This window comes from Sanguibacter sp. TS_SC_8, assembly GCF_055361235.1.
On record NZ_CM143955.1, the window covers coordinates 1,584,790 to 1,610,563 of the forward strand.

Here is a 25,774-nt window from a genome sequence, read left to right on the forward strand (position 1 = left end):
GGGTCATGACGGACAGCAGAGCAGCGGTCGGCCGACGCGGTGAAGACGTCGCGGCGAGGTTCCTGGTCGATGCCGGGTACGTGCTCGTCGAGCGGAACTGGCGGGGCACCCGGGGCGAGCTCGACATCGTCGCGTGGGACGGCGACGAGATCGTCGTCGTCGAGGTCAAGACCCGCACGGGGCTGGGCTACGGTCACCCCGCGGAGGCGATCACGGTGGCCAAGCTCGCCCGGCTCAAACGCCTGGCCGGGCAGTGGCTCACCGAACGTGCGCCCCGGGCCGCGTCCATCCGCATCGACGTCCTGGCCGTGATCCTGGGCCCGGACGGCGTGGCCCGCGTCGAGCACATCGCGGGGATCAGCTGATGGCGCTCGGCCGCACCCTCGCGGTGGCTCTCCTCGGCCTGCGGGGGTACGTCATCGAGGTGGAGGCGCACCTGGCCGCCTCCGTTCCCGGCTTCTCCCTCGTGGGCCTGCCCGACGCCTCGCTGGCAGAGTCCCGTGACCGGGTCCGGGCGGCGTTGTCCTCGGCCGGTCTCGTGCTGCCCCAGCGCAAGGTCACCGTCAACCTCTCCCCGGCCTCGCTCCCCAAGTCCGGGTCCGGCTACGACCTCGCGATCGCCGTCGCCATGCTCGCCGGTGCCGGCCTCATCAACCCCTCAGCCCCCGCCGGAGCGGTGCACCTGGGCGAGCTCGGTCTGGACGGGCGGGTGCACTCCGTCCGCGGCGTGCTGCCCTCGGTCGTGGCCGGGATGCGCCACGGGGTGACGCGCTTCGTCGTGCCGGCTCAGGACGAGGCGGAGGCGCGGCTCGTCCCGGGGGCGACGATCATCGCCGTGCACACCCTCGCCGAGGTCGCCCACGCCTACGGCGCAGCGGTGCCTGTCCCACCCGTCCCGGTGCGGTCGTTCCGCCCGGGGCCCACGCGGGAGCCGCAGGAGCGTGCGGACCTGCGCGACGTCGTCGGGCAGCTGCACGCGCGGGTGGCCCTCGAGGTCGCCGCGGCGGGCGGGCACCACCTGCTCATGGTCGGCCCGCCGGGCACCGGCAAGACGATGCTGGCGGCTCGGCTCCCGGGGCTGCTGCCCGACCTCACCGAGGCGGAGGCGGTCGAGGTGACCTCGGTCCACTCGATCGCGGGGACCTTCGATCCCAGCGACGGCCTCATGGTCCGGCCCCCCTTCGAGGACCCGCACCACACGGCGACCCCGGCCGCGGTGGTCGGCGGCGGGTCCGGGGTCCCACGACCGGGGGCGGCCAGCCGGGCGCACCGTGGGGTGCTGTTCATGGACGAGGCGCCGGAGTTCTCACCGCGTGTGCTGCAGACCCTGCGCCAGCCCCTCGAGCACGGGGAGCTGGTCATCCAGCGGGCGGCCGGCAGCGCCCGATACCCTGCGCGCTTCCAGCTGGTGCTGGCTGCCAACCCGTGCCCGTGCGGCCTGGCGATCGGCAAGGGTCTCGCCTGCACGTGCACGCCGATGGCGCGGCGACGGTACTTCGCGCGGCTGTCGGGGCCGTTGCTGGACAGAGTCGACCTGCAGGTCGAGGTGCACCCGGTGACCCGGTTGGACATGGCTGGGGAGGCGTCCGGCGAGGGGACGGCGGCGGTGGCCGCCCGGGTGGCCACCGCGCGGGGTGCCGCGCGTGAGCGGCTCGCCGCGACGACCTGGACCACGAACAGCGAGGTGCCCGGGACGTGGCTGCGCGCCCGGCTGGGAGGCGACCGGTCGTTGCTCGGGGACCTGGACCGCGCTCTGGAGCGTGGCACGCTGAGCCTGCGCGGGGCGGACCGGGTGCTGCGGGTGGCGTGGACCCTGGCGGACCTCGCCGGCCGGGGGCGCCCCGGGGCCGACCAGATCGGGCAGGCTCTCCTGCTGCGCACCCGGGGACAGGGGCTGTGAGCGCGATGGCGGACCCGACCGACCTTGAGGAGATCACGTGGGCCCGGGCGGCCTGGAGCCGGATCGTGGAGCCCGGGGACGAGGTGGCTGGGGCGCTCGTGGCAGGGGTGGGAGCACCGGCGGCGCTGCGCTGGCTCCGGGCGATGACCGACGCGTCCTCGATCGTGCACGGGGTCCAGCGGCTGTGCGCCCACCTCGGGGTGGACGACGCCGTCGCCCGGCGGCGGATCGAACGCGGCGTCGCCCGCTGGCAGCCGCGCCTGGTGGGGCTCGACCCCCGCCGGGAGCTGTCCGTGCTGGCCCGGCTCGGCGGGCGGCTGGTCGTCCCTGAGCACGACGAATGGCCTCGGCGCCTCGCGGACCTGGGCGCGAGTGCTCCGATGTGCCTGTGGGTCCGGGGCCGGGCTGAGGTCGGTGCCACGCTCGAGCGGGCCGTCGCCCTCGTGGGTGCCCGGGCGAGCACCGACTATGGCGAGCGCGTGGCCGCGGAACTCAGCCTGGGACTGGGCGATCGGGGGTTCACGACCGTCTCGGGCGGGGCCTACGGCATCGACGCCGCCGTGCACCGGGGGTCTCTCGCCGGCGGGAGACCGACCGTGGCCTTCCTCGCCGGTGGCGTCGACCGCCTCTACCCGGCGGGCAACTCCGACCTGCTGCGAGCCGTGGCCGACGGCGGCGGGCTCGTCCTCAGTGAGGTGCCGCCGGGCTCGGTGCCCAGCAGGGTGCGGTTCCTCAAGCGCAACCGGCTGATCGCGGCCGCCGGTGCGGCGACCGTGGTGGTGGAGGCGGCCTGGCGGTCCGGCTCGCTGGCCACCGCCGCTCTCGCCGTCGAGATGCTCCGACCGGTCGGCGTGGTCCCGGGTCCGGTGACGTCGATGGCGTCGGCCGGGTGCCATCGCCTGCTGCGCGAGGGGCGGGCCGTGTGCGTCACCGACACCGAGGAGGTGGTGGAGCTGGCCGGTGCGCTGGGGGAGGACGGGGGAGGTGCCCGGGAGGGTGAGCGTGCCAGGGACGCTGCAGCGCGCCGCCCCCAGGATGGGCTCGATGCCGTGACCGCCCTCGTCTACGAGGCGCTGCCGGTGCGCCGGGGGGCGGAGCTGGAAGGGATCGTGCGGGCGGCCGGGGTGAGTCCGGCGGAGGGGATGGCGGGGATCGGCCGGCTGGAGCTGCTGGGTCTCGCCGCGCGGGACGGAGCCGGGTGGAGGCGGCTCTGACGTGGGACGGGGCGCGCAGTCCGGACGTGGAGGTTATCCTGAAAACGTAGATCACTCTAGTTGACAGCGGGTGAAGTTTGTTCGGATGCCTGCTGATTTTCCGTGATTTTCCACCGCAAGAAGGTGCAAATCGGGCGACTTTGTGCCCTTGGGAGCGTGACGCATCTTGAAACCTGGGCCAACACACGCCACCGTAATGGCATGCATTCGGTAGCCGAGGCTTCGCAGCGCACTGACGCGCCAGCCGTCCTGAGCGACTTCGCCGTGCACCTGAGCGCGCAGAGGGGGCTGTCCGCGCACACCGTCCGGGCCTACACCTCGGACCTCGAACAGCTCTTCTCCTTCGCCAGGACCCGCGGCGTCGACTCCTACGACCAGATGGACCTCTCCACGCTGCGCGGCTGGCTCGCCGAGATGGCCGCACGCAAGCTCTCGCGCTCGACGGTCGCGCGCCGCGGTGCGGCCGCGCGAACGTTCTTCGAGTGGGCGGCCCGCACGCACCGCATGGAGCTGGACCCCGCCGCGCGGCTGGCCAGCCCTCGCCTGCACAAGGTCCTTCCCACGGTGCTCGCCGTGAACAGCGCCGCGACGCTCATGGACGCGGCACGCGACCTCGCCGCGGGCGGCGGCCCCGCCGAGCTGCGCACCTGGGCCTGTGTCGAGCTGCTCTACGCAACGGGCGCGCGCGTGGGTGAGGTGGTCGACCTGGACGTGCGCGACGTCGACCTCGACCAGCGGTCCGTGCGCGTGGTCGGCAAGGGAGACAAGGAACGGGTGGTTCCCTTCGGGGTCCCGGCCGCGCACGCGATCCGTGGGTGGCTCGACCGTGGCCGCCCGGCGCTCGCCGGCGCCGACGACGCCGACGCGCTCTTCATCGGCCAGCGGGGACAGCGCTGGGGACAGCGCCAGGTGCGCGACGCGGTGCACCGGCTCTCGGCCGTCGCCGGGGTCGACGACGTGGCCCCGCACGACCTCCGCCACTCCGCTGCGACCCACCTGCTCCAAGGCGGATCTGACCTGCGCACTGTGCAAGAGGTGCTCGGTCATGCGACCCTCGCTACGACGCAGCGATACACCCACGTCTCCGCTGAACGCCTGCGGTCGTCCTATCAGCTTGCGCACCCACGCGCATGAGAGAGTCCGAGAGCGCCATGACAGCACTGAGCGCGGCAGCGGCACGCGACGAGCAGATCGCCGCGCCGGCGACGCCACGTCCGGCACGGTCCGGCCTGCTGCACGAGCGACTCGACCGGGCCGCTCTGCGGGCCGGTGAGAAGACGCCGGTCGCCAACGGCGCAGACGCCGTCGCCGGTGACGCGGGTCGCCGGGACGTCGGGCAGCCGGACGCGATCCTCGCGGTGTGGGCGCAGTACAAGGCCACGAAGGTGTCAGCCCTGCGTGAGCGACTCATCCTGCACTACGCACCGCTCGTGGCGATGGTCGCCTCACGCGTCGGCATGAGGCTCCCGAGCTCGGTCGAGCACGCGGACCTCGTCTCCTACGGGATGTTCGGTCTCATCGATGCGATCGAGAAGTTCGAGATCGGCCGGGACGTGAAGTTCGAGACCTACGCGAACTCGCGGATCCGCGGAGCGATCCTCGACGAGCTGCGCGCTGCCGACTGGATCCCGCGGTCGGTGAGGTCCAAGGCGCGGGCGGTCGACCGTGCCCAGGCCGAGCTCGAGGGAACGCTGCACCGCGTGCCGTCGAACGACGAGATCGCGGCGCACATGGAGATCCCGCTGACGGACCTGCGGTCGATCCAGAGCCAGGTCTCCACGGTGAACCTGGTCGCCCTCGACGAGGTGCTGGGCGGCGGAGAGCGGATGGACCAGGTGAGCTCGCTGGACACCGTGCAACGGGCCAGGATGCACGACCCGGCGGGCACCTTCGAGGCGAAGGAGACGAAGTTCCTGCTCTCTCGCGCGATGGATCAGCTGGGGGAGCGCGAGAAGATCATGCTGGTCCTCTACTACTACGAGGGCATGACCCTGGCCGAGATCGGCCGGGTGCTGGGTGTCACCGAGTCCCGGATCTCCCAGATGCACACAGCCGCGATGGTGCGGCTCCGGGCCAAGCTCACCCAGTGCGAGAGCCACTGACTCGAGGGCCCTGCGCCCCGCGGCCACTGGCCGCGGCCCCGAGACAGCGACGCGCTGCCGCGCCGTGCCAGTCCCGGTGTCGGGGAGACCGGGACTGGCACGGGTACCGCAGGTCGGACGGTCGGGCGGTTCAGCCCAGGGGGCCGTACAGCGCCGGGGCGGTCCGCGCGTGGGTGGCCTGCTCGAAGGAGTACGCGAGCCCGAGCAGCGGGCCCTCCGCGTAGTTGAGCCCGAGGAGCTCGAGGTTGACCCCGGCGCCCGTCGTGGTGCTGTCCCCTGCGACGGCCTGACCCATCGGGACCGTCACGGCAGGCATTCCCGTGTTGGGGCTCAGGCGCATGTTGGTGCTCTGCGTGCCGTACGGCGTGCCGGAGGGGTAGGCGATCGCGTCGAGGTCCAGGTCCTCCATCATCGCGGTGACGAGCGTGGCACCGGCCTCGATCTGGGTGGTGTGGGATCCGGTCGGACCCGCCCAGGCCTGGTAGGTCTCCTCGGTGACGGCGTCGCGCTGCTGATAGACCGACGTCCGCGAGGTCACAAAGCTCCCCGACGCCAGGATCTCGGCGATCGAACGGTTGGTCACCGCGGGTGACAGGTGCGTGTCCACATAGGCCGCGAGGTCGTGCTTGAACTCGTTCGTGCTGCCGCTGCCCTCGCTGAGCACGGCCGCGAAGCCCACCGGCGGTGCGATCTCGACGACGGTCGCGCCCAGCTGCTCGAGCGTGGCCCTGGACTCGTTCCACAGGCGGACCGTGGTGGCGTTGGAGCCGATCATCGAGGGGACGTAGCCGATGCGCGCACCCTGGAGAGCGTCGGGGTCGAGGAAGGACGTGAACGACTCCGGGACGTGTCCCGCCTGCTCGGCGGTGACCGGGTCGGCCGGGTCCACGCCCACGACGGTGTCCAGGGCGATCGCTGCGTCGGTCACGCTGCGGGTCAGGGGGCCACCGGTGTCCTGGCTCAGGGCGAGCGGGATGATCCCGTCTCTGCTGGCCAGACCGACCGTCGGGCGGATGCCGACGAGCTGGTTGTAGGACGACGGGACCCGGATGGAGCCGCCGGTGTCGGTGCCGAAACCGATGCCGGCGAGGTTGGCCGAGATGGCTGCACCGGTCCCGCCGCTCGATCCGCCCGCGGTCTTCGCAGTGTTGTAGGGGCTCGCGACCAGCGAGGAGGTGCCGGGAGCCTGGAAGGAGGAGAACTCCGAGGCGAAGCCGTAGGCGAACTCGTCGAGGCTGGCCTTGGCCAGGACGACGGCGCCGGCCTCGCGCAGACCGGTGATCATGGCGGCGTCGGTCGTGGTCTGGTTCCCGTCCCAGCACCCGCAGCCGCCGGTCGTGGGCATGTCCCGGGTGTTGTAGTTGTCCTTCACTGCGACCGGGATCCCCAGGAGCATGCTCGTCATGCCCTGGGAGGCGCGGATCGCGTCCGCGTCCGCGGCGGCCTGGAGGGCGACGTCGCTCACGGTGATGATCGAGTTGAGCGGTCGCACGCCGCCGGGGACGACGACCGAGTCGTAGGCGGCGATCCGGTCGAGGTACCCCTGCGTGAGGTCGACCGAGGTGATGACCCCGGCGTTCATCGCGGCCTGCATGTCCACGGTCGACGCCTCGACGATCTCGAAGGGACCGTCGTCGTAGATCATCCGGTGGGAGACAGCAGCGAGGTCGGAGACCGTGATCGTGGCGTCGCCGTCGACGTCGGCCACCGAGACGCCCGCCCAGGACGGGTCGGTGCTCGTCGTCCCGAGATGGTCGACGACGAACGCGAGGTCGGGCCGGGTGACCTGACGGTCGCCCGTGAGGTCGAGCTCGGTGTAGTAGGGAGCGAGCAGGGTACCGCCCGTGGGGGTCGGGTCCGGTGCTGCGGCGGACGGGAGGGCGCCGACGGTACCTGCTGCGAGCAGCGAGACGATGCCCGTCGCCGCGGCGGCCGTCGTGCGTGCGCGTCGTGAGATCACTGAGTTCTTCCTCTGGGAGCGGGGGGTCCGGGTGGGGTTGGTCTCGGGGGAGCGGTTCACGCCGTTCATCGTGAGCCCACCGACCGGCGTCGGAGGAGCAGCACACCTGCGGCGATCGCGGCCCCGGCGAGCAGCAGCACCGTGCCGGCGGCGAAGCCGGTGCGCGCCAGGGATCCGTTCCTGGACGGGGTCGTCGACGCGGACGTGGTGGTGGCAGGTGCGCCGGTGCCGGAGGTGGCCGTGGGGGTGGACGGAACCGTCGAGGTCCCCGTCCCCGTCCCCGTCCCGGTCCCGGTCCCCGTCCCGGTGGGAGGTGGTGTCACCGCTGGTGGGGTGGGAGTGGGTGGGACGGCGGCGGCGACGGTGGTCGACGTCGCGGCGGCCGGCGCCAGGAGGAGGTCGGCTCCTTCGGCGTCGACGAGGGTGACGGTCGTGGCACGGACGGTGGCGCTGCCGCTGCCGACCGCGGTGAACGACGCCGAGGCGGCGAGGTCGCCCGTGAGGGCAGGTGAGGTGCCGAGCCGGCTGTGGACGAGAGTGACGCTGCCGGTGCCCTGTGCGACGGAGGAGAAGCCCCCGGCGGGTCCGGTCGCGCTCTCCGGGACATAGGTGAGGACGGCCGGGTCGAAGGTGAGGGTCACCTCGTAGGCATAGACGTCGGTGGTCCCGGTGAGGTCGACGCCGACGAGGATCGTGTCGCCGATCGCGGCAGACGGGATCGCGGTGAGGGTGACGGCCTCGGCGGTCGGGGCGGCGACGGCGGGGGTGAGGCTCACCAGCGAGAGGGCGAGGGTGAGACTGCCGACAGCCATCGCAGTGCGGTGGCGCCGGGGGCGCGGGAGATCGGGGTGCATGAGGTCGGAGTCCTGCCTTCGCGGATCGGGAGCGGAGTCCGACGCCCGGCGTGGGCAGGTCGCGGCCGAGCCCCGCCCAGACGGACGGCGGTTCAGCCACGGTGAGCATCGTCGCCCAGCCGGAGTCGAGCGGACCGCTCGGGTGTGGTGCGCCAGACGCTATCCATGCGCCGGACGAGAACGGTTTCATCGACGTTTCCGCTGGGTAACACGTTGACCGGGTGCCACCTCGACCGGGTGCCACCTCGACCGGATGGTGCGTCGCCGGGGACCACGCCGACCCGGTCCTGGCGGTGGACCGGAGGGCGACGGGAGGCCGGCTGGGGGCGCTGCTACCCCCGCGGGAGCAGGATCACGGCCTCGGCCGCGCCCAGCAGGACGAGGGGATCGAGGTAGACCTCACCTCGTCGCACCCCCCAGTGCAGGCAGGTGGCGGGCGCGCAGTGGGTGGATGCCTCGGGTGCCAACGAGCCGACGCGCTCGCCCGCTCCGACGCGGGACCCGGTCGCGAGGTCGCTCATGACCGGCTCGAGGGTGGACCGCAGGCCGTCGTGGTGGGTGATGACGATGAGCGGACGGTCGACCACGACACCCACGAACGACACGGTGCCGGCCGCGGGGGCGACGACCGGGGCCCCGGCCGCCGCAGCCAGGTCCACCCCACGGTGCCCGGCTCCCCAGCGCGGCCCCGGGTCGACGAAGTCGCGCACGAGCACCCCCCGCTCGAGGAGCTCTGCCCGGGTGGGTCGCCCCGCCGCCGACGTCGGCCCGGGGACCGGCAGGACGTACCCGGAGGGCGAGGGGAGGGCGGAGAAGGGCGCGGCGGAGACGGGACTCGGGGTAGTGGCTGGGAAGGTGGCTGGGAAGGTGGCTGGGTCGGTGGCCGAACGGGTGACCCCACCCGCGGGGGCCGGTGCCACCGCGAGGAGCAGGACCAGTGTGAGGGCCAGCGCGCCCTTGACCGCCGCCGCGCCCTTGACCGCCGCCGCGCCCGCGGGCGGACGCGGGTCGGGGCCGGGAGCGGGGTGGGCGGGGCGCATGCCTCGATCCTGCCTCGACGCTGCGGACGGGCGGGGGTGAACCAGGCATACCTGTGCGTGCACGTGGCCGTCCACAGGGATGAAGTCGGGTAGACTGATAGATGCAATCGTCATGTTCGTGCTGCCCGGGGTCACCCGGAGCGGTCGGCTCGACGATCGACTTCACGCACCAGTTGTCCGGCCTTGTCGGTCAGGTGCGACGGCAGAGGTCCGGGGAGACCCGGCGTCGTCGCCCTTGGTGCTAGGGACGATCTCCGTCTCGGAGGCGTCATCAACCGATCAGCGGTCCGCGAGGACCGCCACACATGCGTGCGATGAGGGACACAAGTCCGGATCGCATCGAAAGGAAGTGCCATGGCCGTTGTGACCATGCGCCAGCTCCTCGACAGTGGTGTCCACTTCGGACACCAGACCCGCCGCTGGAACCCGAAGATGAAGCGCTTCATCTTCACGGAGCGGAACGGCATCTACATCGTCGACCTCCAGCAGTCGCTGACCTACATCGACACCGCTTACGAGTTCGTCAAGGAGACGGTCGCCCACGGCGGATCGATCCTCTTCGTCGGAACGAAGAAGCAGGCTCAGGAGCCCGTCGCCGAGCAGGCCGTCCGCGTGGGCATGCCCTACGTGAACCACCGCTGGCTCGGTGGGATGCTCACCAACTTCCAGACCGTCAACAAGCGTCTGCAGCGCCTCAAGGAGCTGGAGCAGATCGACTTCGCGGACGTCGCTGGAAGCTCCTTCACCAAGAAGGAGCTGCTCATCATGCGTCGCGAGCGCGACAAGCTGGCCAAGACCCTCGGCGGCATCCGCGACATGGCGAAGGTCCCCTCCGCCGTGTGGATCGTGGACACCAACAAGGAGCACCTGGCCGTCGACGAGGCGCGCAAGCTCCACATCCCGATCGTCGCGATCCTCGACACCAACTGCGACCCCGACGTCGTGGACTACAAGATCCCCGGCAACGACGACGCCATCCGCGCCGTCGCGCTGCTCACCCGCGTGATCGCTGACGCGGTCGCCGAGGGCCTCATCCAGCGTCACGCCGGCAAGTCCGGAGCCGACGCCGGTGCTGCTGCCGAGCCGCTCGCCGAGTGGGAGCGTGAGCTTCTCGAGGCTCCCGCCGCCGAGGCCGCTGTGACCACCGAGGCTTCCGCCGAGGTCGTCGCCGAGGCTCCGGCCGAGGTCGTCGCCGAGGCTGCTGCAGCACCTGCTGCGCCGGCCCCCGCTGCCCCTGCCGCTCCGGCACCTGCTGCTCCTGCTGCTCCGGTCCCCGCCGCCCCTGCAGCTCCTGCTGCCGAGGTCGTCGAGGCTCCTGCCGCTGAGGCCGCCGCCGAGGTCGTCGAGGCTCCTGCCGACGAGGCCGAGGCCAAGTAAGCAGTGCGTCCCGGGTGGCCGTCCGAGTTCACTCGGACGGCCACCCGATCTGTAGAACCCGCTATCCTCATGCAAAAGGACACTAAGACTATGGCGAACTACACCGCCGCTGACATCAAGGCACTGCGCGAGCGCACCGGTGCCGGCATGCTCGACGTCAAGAAGGCTCTCGACGAGGCCGACGGCAACGCTGAGAAGGCGCTCGAGATCATCCGTATCAAGGGTCTCAAGGGCGTCAGCAAGCGCGAGGGCAACACGACGTCCGAGGGCCTCGTCGCTCTTGTCGTGACCCCGACCGACGCCGGCGAGGTCGGCACGATGATCGAGCTGAACTCCGAGACCGACTTCGTCGCCAAGAGCGACAACTTCATCGCACTCGCCGAGCGCGTGCTCGCCGCAGTCGTCGCGAGCGGTGCCACCGAGACCGAGGCAGCCCTGGCCGCCGAGTCCGACGGCCAGTCCCTCGCCGAGCTCATCAGCTCGACCGCAGCCACACTGGGCGAGAAGATCGTCCTGCGTCGCGTCGCGAGCCTCTCGGCCCCGAAGGTCACGAGCTACCTGCACCGCACGAGCAAGGACCTTCCGCCCTCGATCGGTGTCCTCGTCGGATCCGACGAGGCCGGCGCAGCCGTGGCCAAGGACGTCGCTCAGCACATCGCAGCGATGTCCCCCACGTTCCTGAGCCGCGAGGACGTCCCGGCCGAGACGGTCGTCAGCGAGCGTCGCATCGCCGAGGAGACCTCGCGCAACGAGGGCAAGCCCGAGGCAGCGCTCCCGAAGATCATCGAGGGTCGCCTGGGCGGATTCTTCAAGGAGGTCGTGCTGCTCGAGCAGCCGCTCGCGAAGGACCCGAAGAAGACCGTCGCGAAGACCTTCGAGGAGGTCGGCGGCTCCGCCACCGCCTTCGTGCGGTTCCGCGTCGGCGCCTGAGGACACCCTTGATCGGTCGCCCGGCTCGTCGCAGCATCTGCGGGCCGGGCTTCCGCACACAGTGGCCCGTCTCGTGCGATCATCGCCGGACGGCGCCGCTCGACGACTGCTTGGCCACGAACGCAGGATGGGAACACTAGTGACTCAGGGCACGACTGACGCAACCACAGGCGAGATTCTCCCCGGCGAAGCCCGCCGGGTGCTGCTCAAGCTCTCGGGCGAAGCGTTCGGCGGCGGGCAGATCGGCCTGGCGTCCGACGTCGTGCGCCGCGTCGCCGCTGAGATCGCCGAGGCCGTCGCGGCCGGCGTTCAGGTGGCGATCGTCGTCGGCGGTGGCAACTTCTTCCGCGGGGCGGAGCTCTCCCAGCAGGGACTGGACCGCGCCCGCGCCGACTACATGGGCATGCTCGGCACGGTCATGAACTGCCTCGCGCTGCAGGACTTCCTCGAGCAGGCAGGCGTGAGCACCCGGGTCCAGACCGCGATCGCGATGGGTCAGGTCGCCGAGCCCTACATCCCGCTGCGGGCGATCCGCCACCTCGAGAAGGGCCGCGTCGTCATCTTCGGTGCTGGCGCAGGCATGCCGTACTTCTCGACCGACACCGTCGCCGCGCAGCGCTCCCTGGAGACCCACTGCCAGGAGGTGCTCATGGGCAAGAACGGGGTCGACGGCGTGTACTCGGCCGACCCCCGGACCAACCCGGACGCGATCAAGCTCGACACGCTCACCTACACCGACGCCCTCGTCGAGGGCCTGGCCGTGATGGACGCCACCGCGCTGAGCCTGTGCCGGGACAACAACGTGCACATGCGCGTGTTCGGGATGGACACCCCCGGGAACGTCACCCGCGCGCTCCTGGGTGAGAAGATCGGCACGCTGCTCACCGCAGACTGAAGCCAGACGGGCTGACGTGCGTCAGCCGAGACCCTGCCACGCGGGACCGTGTGGCGCTCAATCGTGATGAAGGAGTACCGGTGATCGACGAGACCCTCCTCGAGGCTGAAGAAAAGATGGACAAGGCGATCGAGGTCGCCAAGAACGACTTCGCGAGCATCCGCACCGGCCGGGCCAGTGCGTCGATGTTCAACCGGATCGTCGTGGAGTACTACGACGCGCCGACCCCGCTGCAGCAGCTCGCGTCCTTCAACACCCCCGAGGCCCGGACCATCCTCATCACGCCCTTCGACAAGACGGCGCTGCCGGGCATCGAGCGCGCGCTGCGCGACTCCGACCTCGGAGTCAACCCGAGCAACGACGGCAACGTCATCCGGATCGTGCTGCCGATGCTCACCCAGGAGCGCCGCAAGGAGTACGTCAAGCTCGCCAAGACCAAGTCCGAGGACGCCAAGGTGTCCGTGCGCGCCATCCGCCGCAAGGCCAAGGAGACCCTGGACCGTCTGGTCAAGGACGGCGAGGCGGGCGAGGACGAGGGCGCCCGCGCGGAGAAGGAGCTCGAGATCCTGACCAAGCGTCACGTCGAGGCCATCGACGTCATGCTGGGCAACAAGGAAGCCGAGCTGCTCGAAGTCTGATGACAGAGTCCGCATTCTCCGAGCCCGTCCCCGTCCCGACGCGCGGCGGCAGAAACCTGCCGGTCGCGATCGTGGTCGGGGTCGGTCTGCTCGCCGCAGTCGGTGGATCGTTGTACTTCCGCAAGGAGGCCTTCATCGGCTTCGCGATCCTCGCGATCGGTGCCGCTCTGTGGGAGCTCTCCCGCGCGCTGGGCCGGCGGGGAGTGGGGATCCCGCTGCTTCCGCTGTGGGTCGGTACCGCCGGCATGCTCATCTCGACGTACGTGGCGGGCGCGGAGGCGCTCATGGTGTCCTTCATCCTCACGGTCGCCGGGCTCGTCGTCTGGCGGGTGGTGGACGGCGGTGGCATCTCCGCGGTCCGGGACGCCGCGGCCGGCGTGTTCGCGGCGGCGTACCTGCCGCTCATGGCGGGCTTCGTGATGCTCATGCTGGCGGCGGACAACGGGCGCGAGCAGGTGCTGCTGTTCATCCTGCTGGCGGTGGCCAGCGACGTGGGCGGCTACTTCGCGGGGGTCCGGTTCGGCCGGCACCCCCTGGCGCCGTCGGTCAGCCCCAAGAAGAGCTGGGAGGGCCTGGCCGGGTCGTTCGCGCTCGCCCTCGCGGTGGGTGTCGTGGGCTCGGTGCTCGTGCTCGGGATCAACCCGGCGATCGGTCTCACCCTCGGGTTCCTCACCCCGCTCACCGCGACGCTGGGCGACCTCGCCGAGTCGATGATCAAGCGCGACCTAGAATTGAAGGACATGGGGTCCCTGCTCCCCGGGCACGGGGGAGTGCTGGACCGGCTCGACTCGATGCTCCTGACCGCCCCGTTCGTCTACCTCCTCTTCTCGGTCACCCCGAGCGTGGGGACCTGACAGCTCGCTGCCGCCCTCGCCGGCAGCGTCATGGCCACCGCACACCGGTGACCGCACCCGAACTTCTCTGCACGTGACTGGCAAGTGACTGGATTGTGAACATGGTTGGACAACAGACTGCGGCGACGACCGGGCTGACGGCTGCACAAGCCGCAGGCCTGAAGACCCCGCTCGCCCTGACGATGGCCGCGCCCAAGCGCGGCAAGGCGCCCCGGCACTTCGCCGACATGACGCCGGAGGAACGGGTCGAGGCGGTCACCGCGCTGGGGGAGAAGCCGTTCCGGGCCAAGCAGCTCGCCAACCACTACTTCACGCACCTCACGGCCGACCCCGAGGACATGACCGACCTGCCGCAGGGAAGCCGGGACCAGCTCGTCTCCCAGCTCTTCCCCGAGCTGCTGACCAAGATCCGCACGATGGAAGCCGACGGCGGGACCACGGTCAAGACGCTCTGGCACCTCCACGACAAGGTCAAGGTCGAGTCCGTGCTCATGCGGTACACGAACCGCACGACGCTGTGCGTCTCGAGCCAGGTGGGCTGCGGCATGGCCTGCCCCTTCTGCGCCACCGGCCAGCTGGGCCTGGCCCGGAACCTGTCCACCGCCGAGATCGTCGAGCAGATCCGCCTGGCGGCGAAGTCCCTCGCCGACGGCGAGATCCCTGGCGGCCCCACCCGGCTGAACAACCTCGTCTTCATGGGCATGGGCGAGCCGATGGCCAACTACAAGGCCGTCATGGGCACCGTGCGCCAGGCGGTCGCGCCGACCCCGGACGGGCTGGGCATGTCCGCGCGCAACATCACCGTCTCGACCGTGGGCCTGGTCCCGGCGATGCTCAAGCTCGCCAAGGAGGGCATCCCGGTCACCCTCGCGCTCTCCCTGCACGCCCCCGACGACGAGCTGCGCAGCGACCTCGTGCCGATCAACACCCGCTGGTCCGTCGACGAGGTGCTCGACGCCGCACGCAACTACTTCGAGGTCACCGGACGCCGCGTGAGCATCGAGTACGCGCTCATCAAGGACATGAACGACCACGCCTGGCGCGCCGACCTGCTGGGTGAGAAGCTCACCGCCCGCGGGAAGGGCTGGGTGCACGTCAACCCGATCCCGCTCAACCCGACCCCCGGCTCGATCTGGACCGCGAGCGATCCGGCGGTCGAGGACGAGTTTGTGGCACGCTTGCGCGCACACGGGATCCCTACGACGATCCGTGACACCCGCGGCAGCGACATCGACGGTGCGTGCGGGCAGCTCGCGGCGGAGGAAGCGTCATGACGAAGGTGTTCTCCACGGTCTCCAGGCTCCGGGTCGGGTACGCCACCGACGAGGTCGACGAGTTCTTCGACCATGCCCGCGAGGTCTACGAGGGGGCGGCGACCGAGCCGCTGACCAGCCGCGACATCCAGACCTGCGCCTTCGACCTGACCCGCGGGGGATACGCCACCGCTGAGGTCGACGCCGCGCTGGCGCGGCTGGAGAGCGCCTTCGTCGCCCGCCAGCGGCACGAGTTCACCGTGACCCGCGGGTCGGACGCGTGGATGGCCGACCTGGCCTCGCGCGCCCAGTCCCTCTACGGGCGTCTGGGGCGACCGGACGGGGACCGGTTCGCCCGCGCCGAGCGCGGTGCGCCCGCCTACGACACCGACGACGTCGACGACCTGTGCCAGCGGCTCGTCGCCTACTTCGACCGCACCTCCGCCCTGGCTGCCCAGGACGTGCGCAGCGCCGTCTTCCGGCGCCGCAAGGGGAAGAGCGGCTACGCCGAGGCCCCCGTCGACGCCTTCTTCGCCCGCGCGGTCGAGGTCCTGCTCGGTGTCGAGTAGCCCGGTGTCGAGCAGCTCTGTGTCGACCAGCTCTGTGTCGACCAGCTCGGCGTCGATCACCTCCGCGTCGCGCAGCGTGGCGCTGCTCGGGTCGACCGGGTCGATCGGCACGCAGGCCCTGGACGTGATCTCCCACCACCGCGACCGGTTCCAGGTCGCCTCGCTCAGCGCGGGCGGCGCGAACCTCGCCCTGCTCGCCGAGCAGGTCGTCGACTTCGACGTGCCGCTCGTCGCGATCGCCGACGCGGCCCGCCGGTCCGAGCTCGTCGACCTCATCGCCGGCCGCCAGCGGGCCAGCGGGCGCGCCGCCCGTCCCGTGGAGATCCTCGCCGGCCCCGAGGCCGCCACGTCCCTCGCGGGTGCGGGAGCCGACGTCGTGCTCAACGGCATCACCGGGTCGGTGGGCCTGGGTCCGACGCTGGCCGCCCTGGCCGCCGGGTCGTCCCTGGCGCTGGCCAACAAGGAGTCCCTCGTGGTGGGCGGACAGCTGGTCAAGGCCGCCCAGCGGCGCAGCGACCAGATCGTCCCGGTCGACTCCGAGCACTCCGCCATCGCGCAGTGCCTGCGCTCGGGGGAGCCTCGCGAGGTGCGCCGGCTCATCCTCACCGCCTCGGGCGGTCCCTTCCGCGGGTGGGCCCGCGACGACGTCAGGTCGGTGACGCCCGACGCCGCGCTCGCGCACCCCACGTGGTCGATGGGTCCGGTGGTGACCGTCAACTCCGCGACGCTGATGAACAAGGGCCTCGAGCTCATCGAGGCCCACCTCCTCTTCGACGTCGCGGTCCGCGACATCACGGTCGTGGTGCACCCGCAGTCGGTGGTCCACTCGATGGTCGAGTTCGTCGACGGGTCGACGATCGCCCAGGCGTCACCTCCCGACATGCGCCTGCCGATCGCCCTCGGCCTGAGCTGGCCCGAGCGGCTCAGCGGCGTCGCGACGCCGTGCGCCTGGACCGACCCGACATCGTGGACCTTCGAGCCCCTCGACGCCGAGCTCTTCGGTGCGGTCCGCCTCGCCCGCGAGGTCGCCGAGGCCTCGGGCACCCATCCGGCCGTCTACAACGCCGCGAACGAGGAGTGCGTGGCGGCCTTCCTCACGGGTCGGATCGGCTTCCTCGACATCGTGGACACCGTCGAGCGCGTGGTCGCCGAGCACACGTCGTCGGGACCGCTCACCCTCGAGGCGGTGCTCGCCGCCGAGGTCTGGGCCCGCCGTCGGGCCCACGAGATGCTCTCCCGGCGGTAGCCGACGAGCTCCCCACGGGCGGGCTCTCGGCAAGCTCCCAGAAATACCCGGCATCATGAGGTGATCCGGTCTCACCCAGCATCAGGAGAACAGATGGCCTACCTCGTGGGTGTGCTCGTGCTCGTCGTCGGCGTGCTTGTCTCGATCGCCCTGCACGAGGTCGGGCACATGGTCCCGGCCAAGAAGTTCGGCGTGCGCGTCAGCCAGTACATGGTCGGTTTCGGGCCGACGCTGTGGTCGCGCACCCGGGGGGAGACCGAGTACGGCATCAAGGCGATCCCGCTGGGCGGCTACGTCCGTCTCGTCGGGATGTACCCTCCGGGCGACCCGCGGCGCGCCGCCCGATCGGGTCGTATCGCTGAGCTCATCCAGTCCGCCCGCGACGCGAGCTCCGAGGAGATCCATCCGGGCGAGGAAGGCCGTGCCTTCTACAACCTGTCCGCACCCAAGAAGCTCGTCGTCATGCTGGGCGGACCGGTGATGAACCTCGTCATCGCGGTGGTGCTGTTCACCTCCGTCGTCGTCGGCTTCGGCACGATGGGGCCGACCACCACGCTGGCGACCGTCGCCCAGTGCGTGCTCGCCGCAGACGCCCCGTCCGACGCCACCTGCACGGACACCGACCCTCTGGCACCCGCCGCCGCGGCGGGTCTGCTGCCGGGCGACACGATCGTGGAGTTCGGCGGCCAGGCCGTGGACGACTGGGACGAGCTGGCCTCGCTCATCGCCGCGTCAGGTGGCGCGCCGTCGTCCGTCGTCGTCGAGCGGTCCGGGCAGCGCGTGGAGGCGACCGTCACACCGGTCGTGGCCGACCGGCCCATCACCGACGACACGGGCCAGCTCGTGCTCGACGCCGACGGAGAGATGATCACCGAGCCGATGGGCTTCCTCGGGATTGGCCCCACCCGGGACCTCGTGCAGCAGTCCGCGACCGTCGTGCCGGGGATGATCGGTGAGCAGCTGCAGCAGACCGCCAAGGTCATCATCACTCTGCCGCAGCGCCTCGTCGACGTCGCCCAGGCCGCGTTCGGGTCCGAGGAACGGGACGCGACCTCGGTCGTGGGAGTGGTCGGGATCGGCCGCTTCGCAGGTGAGGTCGCCTCGGCCGACGTCGACGGCTACGACATGTCGATGCGGACGGCCAACCTCATCATGATCGTCGCGGGCCTGAACATCGCGCTCTTCGCCTTCAACCTCATCCCGCTGCTGCCGCTGGACGGCGGGCACGTGGTCGGAGCCCTCTACGAGGGAGGCCGGCGTCAGGTCGCCCGCTGGCGGGGTCTGCCGCGCCCGCTGCCGGCGGACACCGCCCGGATGATGCCGCTCGCCTACGGGGTGTTCGTCGTGCTCGCGGGAATGGGCGCGCTGCTCATCTACGCGGACATCGTCAAACCGATCCAGATCATGTGAGGAGTGGGGCGATCCTGCATGTGTCGGGCGCCGAGGTCCGCATGTGCCCCGCGGAGGGGGATACTGGTCCCGTGAGTCTTCCGATCAGCCTTGGTATGCCCGAAGCCCCTCCGCCCGTGCTCGCTCCGCGGCGCCCGACCCGCCGGATCAAGGTCGGCAAGGTCGACGTCGGTGGCGGCGCTCCCGTGAGCGTGCAGTCCATGACGACGACGCCGACGACCGACATCAACGGCACCCTGCAGCAGATCGCCGCGTTGACCGCGGCCGGGTGCGACATCGTCCGGGTGGCGGTCCCGACCACCGACGACGCGCTGGCCCTCAAGGCCATCGCGACGAAGTCGCAGATCCCGGTGATCGCCGACATCCACTTCCAGCCCAAGTACGTCTTCGCGGCCATCGACGCAGGCTGCGCCGCCGTGCGCGTCAACCCCGGGAACATCCGCAAGTTCGACGACCAGGTCAAGCAGATCGCCGACGCCGCGCGCGACGCCGGCGTCTCGATCCGGATCGGGGTGAACGCCGGCTCCCTCGACCCGCGGCTGATGGCCAAGTACGGGAAGGCCACTCCCGAGGCGCTCGTCGAGTCCGCGGTGTGGGAGGCCTCCCTCTTCGAGGAGCACGGCTTCCACGACTTCAAGATCTCGGTCAAGCACAACGACCCGGTCATCATGGTCCGCGCGTACGAGCTGCTCTCCGAGCGCGGCGACTGGCCGCTGCACCTGGGCGTGACGGAGGCCGGACCGGCCTTCCAGGGCACCATCAAGTCGGCGACGGCCTTCGGAGCGCTGCTCTCCCAGGGCATCGGCGACACGATCCGGGTCTCCCTGTCCGCGCCCCCGGTCGAGGAGGTCAAGGTCGGCATCCAGATCCTGCAGTCGCTCAACCTGCGCCCCCGCAAGCTCGAGATCGTCTCCTGCCCGTCCTGCGGCCGGGCCCAGGTCGACGTCTACAGCCTGGCCGAGCGGGTCACCGCGGGCCTGGAGGGCCTCGACGTCCCGCTGCGCGTCGCCGTCATGGGCTGCGTCGTCAACGGTCCGGGCGAAGCCCGTGAGGCCGACCTCGGTGTCGCCTCCGGCAACGGCAAGGGGCAGATCTTCGTCAAGGGCGAGATCGTCAAGACCGTTCCCGAGTCGATGATCGTCGAGACGCTCATCGAGGAGGCCCTGCGGATCGCTGCGACCATGGAGAAGACCTCCGAGGGTGGCGGCGCGACCGTGACGGTCGGCTGACCCGGACTTGATGCCGGACCGGGTGCCGGAGGCCGGAGCACCGGCGGCTGAGGGAGAGGACGGGTGATGAGGTCGTTGTGGCCGGCGCCCCGGCGCTCACCCGCCGTGCGGGTGCTCGAGGACGTGGAACTGCCCGCCGCCCTCGCCGTCTGCGCCCAGGACCCGGTCGCCTCGGTGCTCGCCGCGACGCGGATCGAGGCGATCGTCGCCGAGCCGCTGCTCCGGGGCGTGGGCCAGGTGTGGGGGTTCCCGGCGACCGGCCCGCTCGTGGCCGTGTGCTGGGCGGGCGCGAACCTCGTCCCGGTCGTGCCCGTTCCCGACCCGGAGATCCTCGACGCCTTCGCCCACCAGGGGCGCTTGCAGGGTCGCCAGTGTTCGTCGATCGTGGGCCCGGCCGACGTCGCGCTGGGCCTGTGGCGGCGGCTCGAGCATGCGTGGTCCCCGGCCCGGGAGGTCCGCCCGGACCAGCCGTCACTGCAGATCCTGGGTGACCCCCTGGTCGAGCCGGACCCGGCCGTGCGCCACGCCACCCTCGACGACCTCGACGAGCTGCTGCCCGCGTGCGTGGCGATGTTCGAGGAAGAGGTCGGGTACTCACCGATCACCTACTCCGGGCGCGCCTACACCCAGCGCGTCCGCAGCCTCGTGGTGGCGAGGCACGCCTTCATCGCCCGAGCGCCGAGCGCCACGGCGGAGATCGTGTTCAAGGCCGAGCTCGGTGCCGTGACGCCCGCCGTCGCCCAGGTCCAGGGGGTCTGGGTGGACCCTCGCCACCGTGGCCAGGGGCACAGCGAGCCGGGCATGGCGGCCGTCGTGGCGGCGGCCCACCGGGACGTGGCGCCCACCGTCTCGCTCTACGCCAACTCCTACAACACCCGGGCGCTGGCGACCTACCGCCGGGTCGGGTTCGAGCAGGTCGGGACGTTCGCCACGATCTTGTTCTGAGCGGGAAGATCCCGCCGGTCTCGTCGGTCTCGTCTGTCGGGGAGGGCGGTCCGCAGCGACTAGGCTCAGCCCATGCTGCTTCGTCTCTCCACGCTCTTCGTCCGTACGCTTCGCGAGGACCCTGCCGACGCCGAGGTCGCCAGCCACCGCCTGCTGGTGCGCGCCGGCTACATCCGCCGCGCCGCCCCTGGCATCTACACCTGGCTGCCCCTGGGCCTGCGGGTGCTGGCCAAGGTCGAGGCCATTGTCCGCGAGGAGATGGAGGGTGTCGGAGCCCAGCAGGTGCACTTCCCGGCGCTGCTGCCGCGCGAGCCCTACGAGACGACGGGCCGCTGGACCGAGTACGGACCCAACCTGTTCCGCCTCAAGGACCGCCGCGACGCCGAGTACCTGCTCGCCCCGACCCACGAGGAGATGTTCACCCTCCTGGTCAAGGACCTGTACTCCTCGTACAAGGACCTGCCGGTCACGCTGTTCCAGATCCAGACGAAGTACCGCGACGAGGCACGCCCGCGGGCCGGCCTCATCCGCGGTCGCGAGTTCATCATGAAGGACGCCTACTCCTTCGACATCGACGACGCCGGGCTCGAGGCCTCCTACCTCGCCCAGCGCGGCGCCTACGAGCGGATCTTCACCCGCCTGGGCCTCGAGTACGTCATCGTGGCGGCGACCTCCGGGGCGATGGGCGGCTCGCGCAGCGAGGAGTTCCTCACCCCGACGCTGATCGGTGAGGACACCTTCGTCCGGTCACCGGGCGGCTACGCCGCCAACGTCGAGGCCGTGGTGACCGTGGTCCCCGAGGAGATCGACTTCACCGGCGCGCCTGCTGCGCACGTGGAGGCCACGCCCGACACCCCGACCATCGCTGCGCTCGTTGACCTCGCCAACGCGGACCACCCGCGCGCCGACGGGCGTGGGTGGACCGCTGCAGACACCCTCAAGAACGTCGTGATCGCGCTCACCCAGCCGGACGGCGCCCGGGAGCTGCTCGTCGTGGGTCTGCCCGGGGACCGCGAGGTCGACTTCAAGCGCCTCGAGGCTGCTCTCGCCCCGGCCGAGGTCGAGCCGGCCGGCGACGGCGACTTCGCCAAGAACCCCACCCTCATCAAGGGGTACATCGGACCCAAGTCGCTCGGCCGGGTGGCTTCCGGAGACGAGAAGGCCATCCGCTACCTGCTGGACCCCCGCGTGGTTGCGGGCACGTCCTGGATCACCGGCGCCGACGAGGCCGGCAAGCACGTCTTCGACCTGGTGGCCGGCCGCGACTTCGTCGCCGACGGGTTCATCGAGTGCGCCGAGGTGCGCGCCGGTGACCCCGCCCCCGACGGCTCCGGGCCGCTCGAGCTCGCCCGCGGGATCGAGATCGGTCACATCTTCCAGCTGGGTCGCAAGTACGCCGACGCGCTCGGGCTCAAGGTCCTCGACGTCAACGGCAAGCAGGTGACCGTGACGATGGGTTCCTACGGCATCGGCGTGACCCGTGCGCTGGCGGCCCTGGCCGAGGCCAACCACGACGAGAAGGGCCTGGCCTGGCCGGCTCACGTCGCTCCCGCCCAGGTGCACGTCGTGGCCACCGGTAAGGACCCGGCCGTCTTCGAGGCGGCGGAGTCGATCGCCCAGACGCTGTCCTCACGCGGCTTCGAGGTGCTCTACGACGACCGTCCGAAGGTCTCGCCCGGCGTGAAGTTCGCCGACGCCGAGCTGCTCGGTGTGCCGCTGGTCGTCGTGGTGGGCCGCGGCCTGGCCGACGGCGTGATCGAGGTCCGTCCCCGGGTGGGTGGAGAGGCCGAGCAGGTCCCGCTCGAGCAGGCCAGCGACCGGATCGCCGAGCTCATCGAGTCGCTCTAGCCCCAGGCTCGGCGCGCCCCGCGCCATGGACCGGTGACACCGGATCGACGACTCTGCCGCGACCCATCGGGTCGCGGCAGAGTCGTCTCCGTTGTCGACCTCTCGGCAGCCCCCTCGCGAACTCGTGAGCGAGGCGGCTTCCGCGCTCAGGGACCGCCCGGGCTCACGAGCTCGGCGACTGGTTCACGAGCTCGGCGTCGGGATCGCGCGACCGTCGGGGTCGCGTGCAGAGCGCACGCGTGTCGAGCGTTCGTGTCCAGCGGGCGGGGTGCGCGTGGGTCAGGGGGTGGTGACCTGTTCGGGCATCCCGGGGAACGGCACGAGGGGCGCGCCCCAGGCCCGGGCGCCCGCCCGCGAGTCGACGAGGAGGTCGGCCATGGCGGCGCGGTGGTCTGCGTCGACCTGCCCGGTGAGGGTCGCGTAGGTCGTGGCGAGGGTCTCCTCGAGCTGGATCGCCAGCGCCGTCATCGTCTCGGGGGTGGCAACGGCCGACCCGCCGTCGGCCGCGGTCGGCAGCGTGTAGGCGACCTGGCGTGGATCGGTCGCGGTGCCGTTGAGGGAGGCGAGCTCGGCCCAGGTCTGTGCCCGCTCGCGGTGCACCCGGGCGCGGTCGACCGCGAGGGTACGGGCGGCGTCGGACAGGCGAGCGGCCATCACCTCGTAGGCGAAGCCGGCGGCGTCCTCGCTGCGCACGACCGTGGCGAGGTCGGAGGCGGAGAGGTTGAGCGGCAACGTCTCCGGCATGTCCGTGGTGAACCCCTCCGGCGCGAGGAAGTCCACGCCGGTGAGAGCAGCGAGGGAGCGCGCGCTCTCGAGCCGTGACGTCGCGATCGAGGCGTACAGCCGGGCGAGGGCCGGGTCGCTCGGGGTGATGAGGGAACCACGTGCCCGGGAGGCCGACTGCGACAGCAGCGCCACGACCTCGGCCGAGGACCCCGGGACCGGTTCCGGCGCGGCTGTGGGCGTGGGATCCGGGGTGGCGGTCGTGGTGCCGTCGGAGGAGGGGATCGAGCCCGGCTCGAGCGGTGTCTGCCCCTCGTCGGTGGCGCCGTCGAAGGCGCCGTCCTCGCCGCTGTCGTCGGCGCCGTGGTCGATCCCGGAGGAGTACACCCCGCCCAGGGCGGTCGAGTGCAGCTCGCTGAAGGCGATGATCTGCTCGAGCGACGCAGCCGCGTCCGAGTCCGGTGCGGTGACGGCGAGAGCGTCCTGCGCGGCGGCGTGGATCGCGGTCGCGTCGGCGACCATCGCCTGCCGGGAGACCTCGTCGGCGTCGGGCGCGGGCTCGGCCGGGGTGGGGCCCTCCAGCCGCAGTCCGCAGCCGCTGAGCATGAGCAGGGTCAGCAGTGTGCTGATCATCACGCTCGTTCGCCGCGCGCGCGGACGGGGCGAGCCGAGGTCCGGGACCGGGATGGATCCGCGGGTCTGTGCGGCACAGGCGGGGGAGTGCGGTGCGGTGTTCATCGCCCACGATGATGTCATGTTCTGGTGTGCCCGGGTGGGAGCGGGGCCGCTGGCCGCGCGCCACGGGGAGGCGGTGCGGCACCGGGTCCTGGACTCGGTAGTCTTGTCGTCTGTAGTGACAACAACACACCGGTCTGATCCATGCCCGGTGGGCCATGGAGCCGACGGGAGTGAACTGATGGTGGCATCTTCTACCGCAGACAAGGTGGCGGAGGCGGTTCGCCCCGCTGTCGAGAACGCAGGCCTGGTCCTCGAAGAGGTCAAGGTCGCGCCCGCGGGCGCGCGCACCGTGGTCCGCGTGGTCGTCGACCTGGGCGAGGACGAGTCGGGGGCGCTCAGCCTGGACCGGGTCGCCGAGGTCTCCCGCGAGATCTCCGACCTCCTCGACGTGCACCCCGTGCTGCCGGGCGTCTTCACCCTCGAGGTGTCGACCCCGGGCACGAGCCGCCCGCTGACCGAGCTGCGCCACTTCAAGCGGGCCCGGACCCGGATGGTCGCGGTCACGCTCCAGGACGGCACGACGTTCACCCGCCGTCTCACCGCAGTCGAGGCCGACACGCTCGTCTTCGACGACGGCGACCAGCGGGTCCCCTTCGCGGACGTGGCCACCGGCCTGGTCGAGGTCGAGCTCAAGCGCGCGAACGCGATCGATGAGAGTGAATTCGTAGATTTTGAAGGGTCGGACTCTTCCGACCAGATGGATGATGAGGCCTGAGATGGACATCGACATGACGACGCTCCGCATGCTGGAGCGTGAGAAGGACATCAGCCTCGACGTCCTCATCTCGGCGATCGAGCAGGCGCTCGCGCTCGCCTACCTGCGCACCCCCGACGCCCAGCGCACCGCGCGCGTCGAGGTGGACCGCAAGTCCGGGCACGTCACGGTGTGGGCCCGCGAGGAGTACGAGATCGTGGACCCGTCCTGGACGGCCCCGGTCGCTGCTGACCCCGCAGACACCGACGCCGCCGACGACGCGGATGACGACACCGATGACGCTGACGACGACGCGGACCTCGACCGGGACCACGCGGCCGAGGCCGCTGCGGCCGCGGCCGCCCTCGTCCCGCGGATGATCCGGACCCTCGGCCCCGAGTTCGACGACACCCCGACGAACTTCGGCCGGATCGCCACGTCGACGGCCCGCCAGGTGATCCTGCAGCGTCTGCGCGACGCGGAGGACGACCAGGTCCTGGGGCAGTTCCGGGACAAGGAGGGCGAGGTCATCGCCGGTGTCATCCAGCAGGGCAGCGACCCGCGGATGGTCCTCGTCGAGGTGGGCGGGACCGAGGCGGTCCTCGGTGCGCACGAGCAGGTCCCGACGGAGAACTACGTGCACGGTGAGCGGCTGCGGGCCTACGTGCTCGACGTCTCGCGCGGGATGAAGGGGCCGCAGATCTCGCTGAGCCGCACGCACCCCAACCTCGTCCGGAAGCTCTTCGAGCTCGAGGTGCCCGAGGTCGCCGACGGATCGGTCGAGATCGTCGCGATCGCCCGCGAGGCCGGGCACCGGTCCAAGATGGCGGTCCGTGCCCGGGTGGCCGGCGTCAACGCCAAGGGTGCCTGCATCGGCCCGATGGGCCAACGGGTGCGCGCGGTCATGGCCGAGCTGCACGGGGAGAAGATCGACATCGTCGACTTCAACGAGGACCCGGCCGCGTTCGTGGCCAGCGCCCTGTCCCCGGCCACCGTGACGTCGGTGACCGTGGTCGACGCCGAGGCCCGGGCCGCACGCGTCGTCGTCCCTGACTTCCAGCTGTCCCTGGCGATCGGCAAGGAGGGGCAGAACGCCCGTCTCGCCGCCAAGCTCACGGGTTGGCGGATCGACATCCGGTCCGACGGCGGGGCTCCCGGAACGGGCGAACCTGGCACCTCCGACGAGGAAGAGGTCACACGCGGTGGGTCGGCGCGGTAGACTGTCGGAGTCTGGGTCACGAAACCCGACATCCTCTGGCGTATCCGCTCGGTCTGTTGATCCCTCGATCAGTTCTCTCGAGGGCAGCGGGCCAGTTCGTACGTGCCTGGGATGTCGTCGCCGTGACGACCAGGCG

At 71.3% G+C, this 25,774-nt stretch carries 23 protein-coding genes; 19 read left to right on the forward strand and 4 right to left on the reverse strand.

The features are described from left to right. The first annotated feature begins 5 nt into the window (after window positions 1-5). The 5 genes from ACWA15_RS07185 to whiG all read left to right on the forward strand — a co-directional run bounded on the left by ACWA15_RS07185 (window position 6) and on the right by whiG (window position 5,216). A complete protein-coding gene (locus tag ACWA15_RS07185) occupies window positions 6-365 on the forward strand; it encodes a YraN family protein (protein ID WP_464058858.1) in 360 nt (119 codons plus the stop codon). Then, window positions 365-1,900, forward strand: a complete 1,536-nt coding sequence (locus ACWA15_RS07190) for a YifB family Mg chelatase-like AAA ATPase (RefSeq protein ID WP_464058860.1) — start codon at window positions 365-367, stop codon at window positions 1,898-1,900. The genes ACWA15_RS07185 and ACWA15_RS07190 overlap by 1 nt, the downstream gene beginning before the upstream one ends. A gap of 5 nt (window positions 1,901-1,905) precedes the next feature. Next, the gene (dprA, locus tag ACWA15_RS07195) at window positions 1,906-3,114 is read left to right on the forward strand and encodes a DNA-processing protein DprA (RefSeq protein ID WP_464059435.1); all 1,209 of its coding nucleotides are present in this window, start codon (window positions 1,906-1,908) and stop codon (window positions 3,112-3,114) included. A gap of 201 nt (window positions 3,115-3,315) precedes the next feature. Further along, entirely contained in the window at window positions 3,316-4,248 is a 933-nt protein-coding gene (locus ACWA15_RS07200) for a tyrosine recombinase (protein WP_464058861.1), read from the forward strand. Between the two features lie 17 nt (window positions 4,249-4,265). Next, window positions 4,266-5,216 (forward strand): RNA polymerase sigma factor WhiG, encoded by a 951-nt coding sequence (gene whiG, locus ACWA15_RS07205; protein WP_464058863.1) that lies wholly within the window; start codon window positions 4,266-4,268, stop codon window positions 5,214-5,216. 130 nt (window positions 5,217-5,346) lie between these two features. On the opposite strand, the gene ACWA15_RS07210 is transcribed toward whiG, so the two are convergent. From ACWA15_RS07210 to ACWA15_RS07220, 3 genes are all read right to left on the reverse strand, one after another. Further along, a complete protein-coding gene (locus tag ACWA15_RS07210; RefSeq protein WP_464058865.1) occupies window positions 5,347-7,176 on the reverse strand; it encodes an amidase family protein in 1,830 nt (609 codons plus the stop codon). Window positions 7,177-7,241: 65 nt separating this feature from the next. Next, the gene (locus ACWA15_RS07215) at window positions 7,242-7,988 is read right to left on the reverse strand and encodes a cohesin domain-containing protein (RefSeq protein ID WP_464058867.1); all 747 of its coding nucleotides are present in this window, start codon (window positions 7,986-7,988) and stop codon (window positions 7,242-7,244) included. A gap of 374 nt (window positions 7,989-8,362) precedes the next feature. Beyond that, on the reverse strand, window positions 8,363-9,070 hold the full coding sequence (locus ACWA15_RS07220; RefSeq protein WP_464058868.1) for a M23 family metallopeptidase: 708 nt from the start codon (window positions 9,068-9,070) through the stop codon (window positions 8,363-8,365). Window positions 9,071-9,424: 354 nt separating this feature from the next. On the opposite strand from ACWA15_RS07220, the gene rpsB reads away from it, so the two are divergent. The 12 genes from rpsB to ACWA15_RS07280 all read left to right on the forward strand — a co-directional run bounded on the left by rpsB (window position 9,425) and on the right by ACWA15_RS07280 (window position 22,264). Next, the gene (rpsB, locus tag ACWA15_RS07225) at window positions 9,425-10,447 is read left to right on the forward strand and encodes a 30S ribosomal protein S2 (protein WP_464058870.1); all 1,023 of its coding nucleotides are present in this window, start codon (window positions 9,425-9,427) and stop codon (window positions 10,445-10,447) included. 90 nt (window positions 10,448-10,537) lie between these two features. Beyond that, window positions 10,538-11,377 (forward strand): translation elongation factor Ts, encoded by an 840-nt coding sequence (gene tsf / locus ACWA15_RS07230; RefSeq protein WP_464058871.1) that lies wholly within the window; start codon window positions 10,538-10,540, stop codon window positions 11,375-11,377. Between the two features lie 127 nt (window positions 11,378-11,504). Further along, entirely contained in the window at window positions 11,505-12,272 is a 768-nt protein-coding gene (pyrH, locus tag ACWA15_RS07235; RefSeq protein ID WP_464058872.1) for a UMP kinase, read from the forward strand. Window positions 12,273-12,352: 80 nt separating this feature from the next. Continuing rightward, on the forward strand, window positions 12,353-12,910 hold the full coding sequence (gene frr / locus ACWA15_RS07240) for a ribosome recycling factor (RefSeq protein WP_464058873.1): 558 nt from the start codon (window positions 12,353-12,355) through the stop codon (window positions 12,908-12,910). After that, window positions 12,910-13,764, forward strand: coding sequence for a phosphatidate cytidylyltransferase (locus ACWA15_RS07245; protein WP_464058874.1), 855 nt, complete (start codon window positions 12,910-12,912; stop codon window positions 13,762-13,764). The genes frr and ACWA15_RS07245 overlap by 1 nt, the downstream gene beginning before the upstream one ends. A gap of 182 nt (window positions 13,765-13,946) precedes the next feature. Continuing rightward, entirely contained in the window at window positions 13,947-15,038 is a 1,092-nt protein-coding gene (gene rlmN / locus ACWA15_RS07250) for a dual-specificity RNA methyltransferase RlmN (RefSeq protein WP_464059437.1), read from the forward strand. Continuing rightward, on the forward strand, window positions 15,035-15,586 hold the full coding sequence (locus ACWA15_RS07255; protein ID WP_464058876.1) for a DivIVA domain-containing protein: 552 nt from the start codon (window positions 15,035-15,037) through the stop codon (window positions 15,584-15,586). Before rlmN ends, ACWA15_RS07255 begins: the two co-directional genes overlap by 4 nt. 55 nt (window positions 15,587-15,641) lie before the next feature. Then, window positions 15,642-16,832, forward strand: coding sequence for a 1-deoxy-D-xylulose-5-phosphate reductoisomerase (gene dxr / locus ACWA15_RS07260; RefSeq protein WP_464059438.1), 1,191 nt, complete (start codon window positions 15,642-15,644; stop codon window positions 16,830-16,832). Between the two features lie 93 nt (window positions 16,833-16,925). Further along, the gene (locus tag ACWA15_RS07265; RefSeq protein WP_464058877.1) at window positions 16,926-18,242 is read left to right on the forward strand and encodes a M50 family metallopeptidase; all 1,317 of its coding nucleotides are present in this window, start codon (window positions 16,926-16,928) and stop codon (window positions 18,240-18,242) included. Between the two features lie 95 nt (window positions 18,243-18,337). Continuing rightward, window positions 18,338-19,471: a flavodoxin-dependent (E)-4-hydroxy-3-methylbut-2-enyl-diphosphate synthase gene (gene ispG / locus ACWA15_RS07270; RefSeq protein ID WP_464058878.1), complete on the forward strand. Its 1,134-nt coding sequence runs from the start codon at window positions 18,338-18,340 to the stop codon at window positions 19,469-19,471. Window positions 19,472-19,537: 66 nt separating this feature from the next. Further along, window positions 19,538-20,416, forward strand: a complete 879-nt coding sequence (locus tag ACWA15_RS07275) for a GNAT family N-acetyltransferase (protein ID WP_464058879.1) — start codon at window positions 19,538-19,540, stop codon at window positions 20,414-20,416. Window positions 20,417-20,488: 72 nt separating this feature from the next. Continuing rightward, a complete protein-coding gene (locus ACWA15_RS07280; protein WP_464058880.1) occupies window positions 20,489-22,264 on the forward strand; it encodes a proline--tRNA ligase in 1,776 nt (591 codons plus the stop codon). Window positions 22,265-22,543: 279 nt separating this feature from the next. Here the strand turns inward: ACWA15_RS07280 and ACWA15_RS07285 are convergent, their stop codons facing one another. Further along, window positions 22,544-23,620: a ferritin-like domain-containing protein gene (locus tag ACWA15_RS07285; RefSeq protein WP_464058881.1), complete on the reverse strand. Its 1,077-nt coding sequence runs from the start codon at window positions 23,618-23,620 to the stop codon at window positions 22,544-22,546. A gap of 283 nt (window positions 23,621-23,903) precedes the next feature. Here ACWA15_RS07285 and ACWA15_RS07290 point away from each other — a divergent pair, with 283 nt between their 5' ends. Next, window positions 23,904-24,440, forward strand: a complete 537-nt coding sequence (locus ACWA15_RS07290) for a ribosome maturation factor RimP (RefSeq protein ID WP_464058883.1) — start codon at window positions 23,904-23,906, stop codon at window positions 24,438-24,440. A gap of 1 nt (window position 24,441) precedes the next feature. Then, window positions 24,442-25,638 (forward strand): transcription termination factor NusA, encoded by a 1,197-nt coding sequence (gene nusA / locus ACWA15_RS07295; RefSeq protein ID WP_464058885.1) that lies wholly within the window; start codon window positions 24,442-24,444, stop codon window positions 25,636-25,638. The last annotated feature ends 136 nt before the right edge of the window (window positions 25,639-25,774 follow it).

Excerpts from the sequence above, each read along its gene's own strand:
- rpsB (WP_464058870.1), top strand. The coding sequence starts at position 9,425 with ATGGCCGTTGTGACCATGCGCCAGCTCCTCGACAGTGGTGTCCACTTC.
- whiG (WP_464058863.1), top strand. The coding sequence starts at position 4,266 with ATGACAGCACTGAGCGCGGCAGCGGCACGCGACGAGCAGATCGCCGCG.
- ACWA15_RS07290 (WP_464058883.1), top strand. The coding sequence starts at position 23,904 with ATGGTGGCATCTTCTACCGCAGACAAGGTGGCGGAGGCGGTTCGCCCC.
- nusA (WP_464058885.1), top strand. The coding sequence starts at position 24,442 with ATGGACATCGACATGACGACGCTCCGCATGCTGGAGCGTGAGAAGGAC.
- ACWA15_RS07185 (WP_464058858.1), top strand. The coding sequence starts at position 6 with ATGACGGACAGCAGAGCAGCGGTCGGCCGACGCGGTGAAGACGTCGCG.
- ispG (WP_464058878.1), top strand. The coding sequence starts at position 18,338 with ATGCCCGAAGCCCCTCCGCCCGTGCTCGCTCCGCGGCGCCCGACCCGC.
- ACWA15_RS07255 (WP_464058876.1), top strand. The coding sequence starts at position 15,035 with ATGACGAAGGTGTTCTCCACGGTCTCCAGGCTCCGGGTCGGGTACGCC.
- tsf (WP_464058871.1), top strand. The coding sequence starts at position 10,538 with ATGGCGAACTACACCGCCGCTGACATCAAGGCACTGCGCGAGCGCACC.
- pyrH (WP_464058872.1), top strand. The coding sequence starts at position 11,505 with ATGGGAACACTAGTGACTCAGGGCACGACTGACGCAACCACAGGCGAG.
- dprA (WP_464059435.1), top strand. The coding sequence starts at position 1,906 with ATGGCGGACCCGACCGACCTTGAGGAGATCACGTGGGCCCGGGCGGCC.
- rlmN (WP_464059437.1), top strand. The coding sequence starts at position 13,947 with ATGGCCGCGCCCAAGCGCGGCAAGGCGCCCCGGCACTTCGCCGACATG.
- ACWA15_RS07265 (WP_464058877.1), top strand. The coding sequence starts at position 16,926 with ATGGCCTACCTCGTGGGTGTGCTCGTGCTCGTCGTCGGCGTGCTTGTC.
- ACWA15_RS07190 (WP_464058860.1), top strand. The coding sequence starts at position 365 with ATGGCGCTCGGCCGCACCCTCGCGGTGGCTCTCCTCGGCCTGCGGGGG.
- ACWA15_RS07275 (WP_464058879.1), top strand. The coding sequence starts at position 19,538 with ATGAGGTCGTTGTGGCCGGCGCCCCGGCGCTCACCCGCCGTGCGGGTG.
- ACWA15_RS07280 (WP_464058880.1), top strand. The coding sequence starts at position 20,489 with ATGCTGCTTCGTCTCTCCACGCTCTTCGTCCGTACGCTTCGCGAGGAC.
- ACWA15_RS07285 (WP_464058881.1), bottom strand. The coding sequence starts at position 23,620 with ATGATCAGCACACTGCTGACCCTGCTCATGCTCAGCGGCTGCGGACTG.
- ACWA15_RS07245 (WP_464058874.1), top strand. The coding sequence starts at position 12,910 with ATGACAGAGTCCGCATTCTCCGAGCCCGTCCCCGTCCCGACGCGCGGC.
- ACWA15_RS07215 (WP_464058867.1), bottom strand. The coding sequence starts at position 7,988 with ATGGCTGTCGGCAGTCTCACCCTCGCCCTCTCGCTGGTGAGCCTCACC.
- ACWA15_RS07200 (WP_464058861.1), top strand. The coding sequence starts at position 3,316 with ATGCATTCGGTAGCCGAGGCTTCGCAGCGCACTGACGCGCCAGCCGTC.
- ACWA15_RS07220 (WP_464058868.1), bottom strand. The coding sequence starts at position 9,070 with ATGCGCCCCGCCCACCCCGCTCCCGGCCCCGACCCGCGTCCGCCCGCG.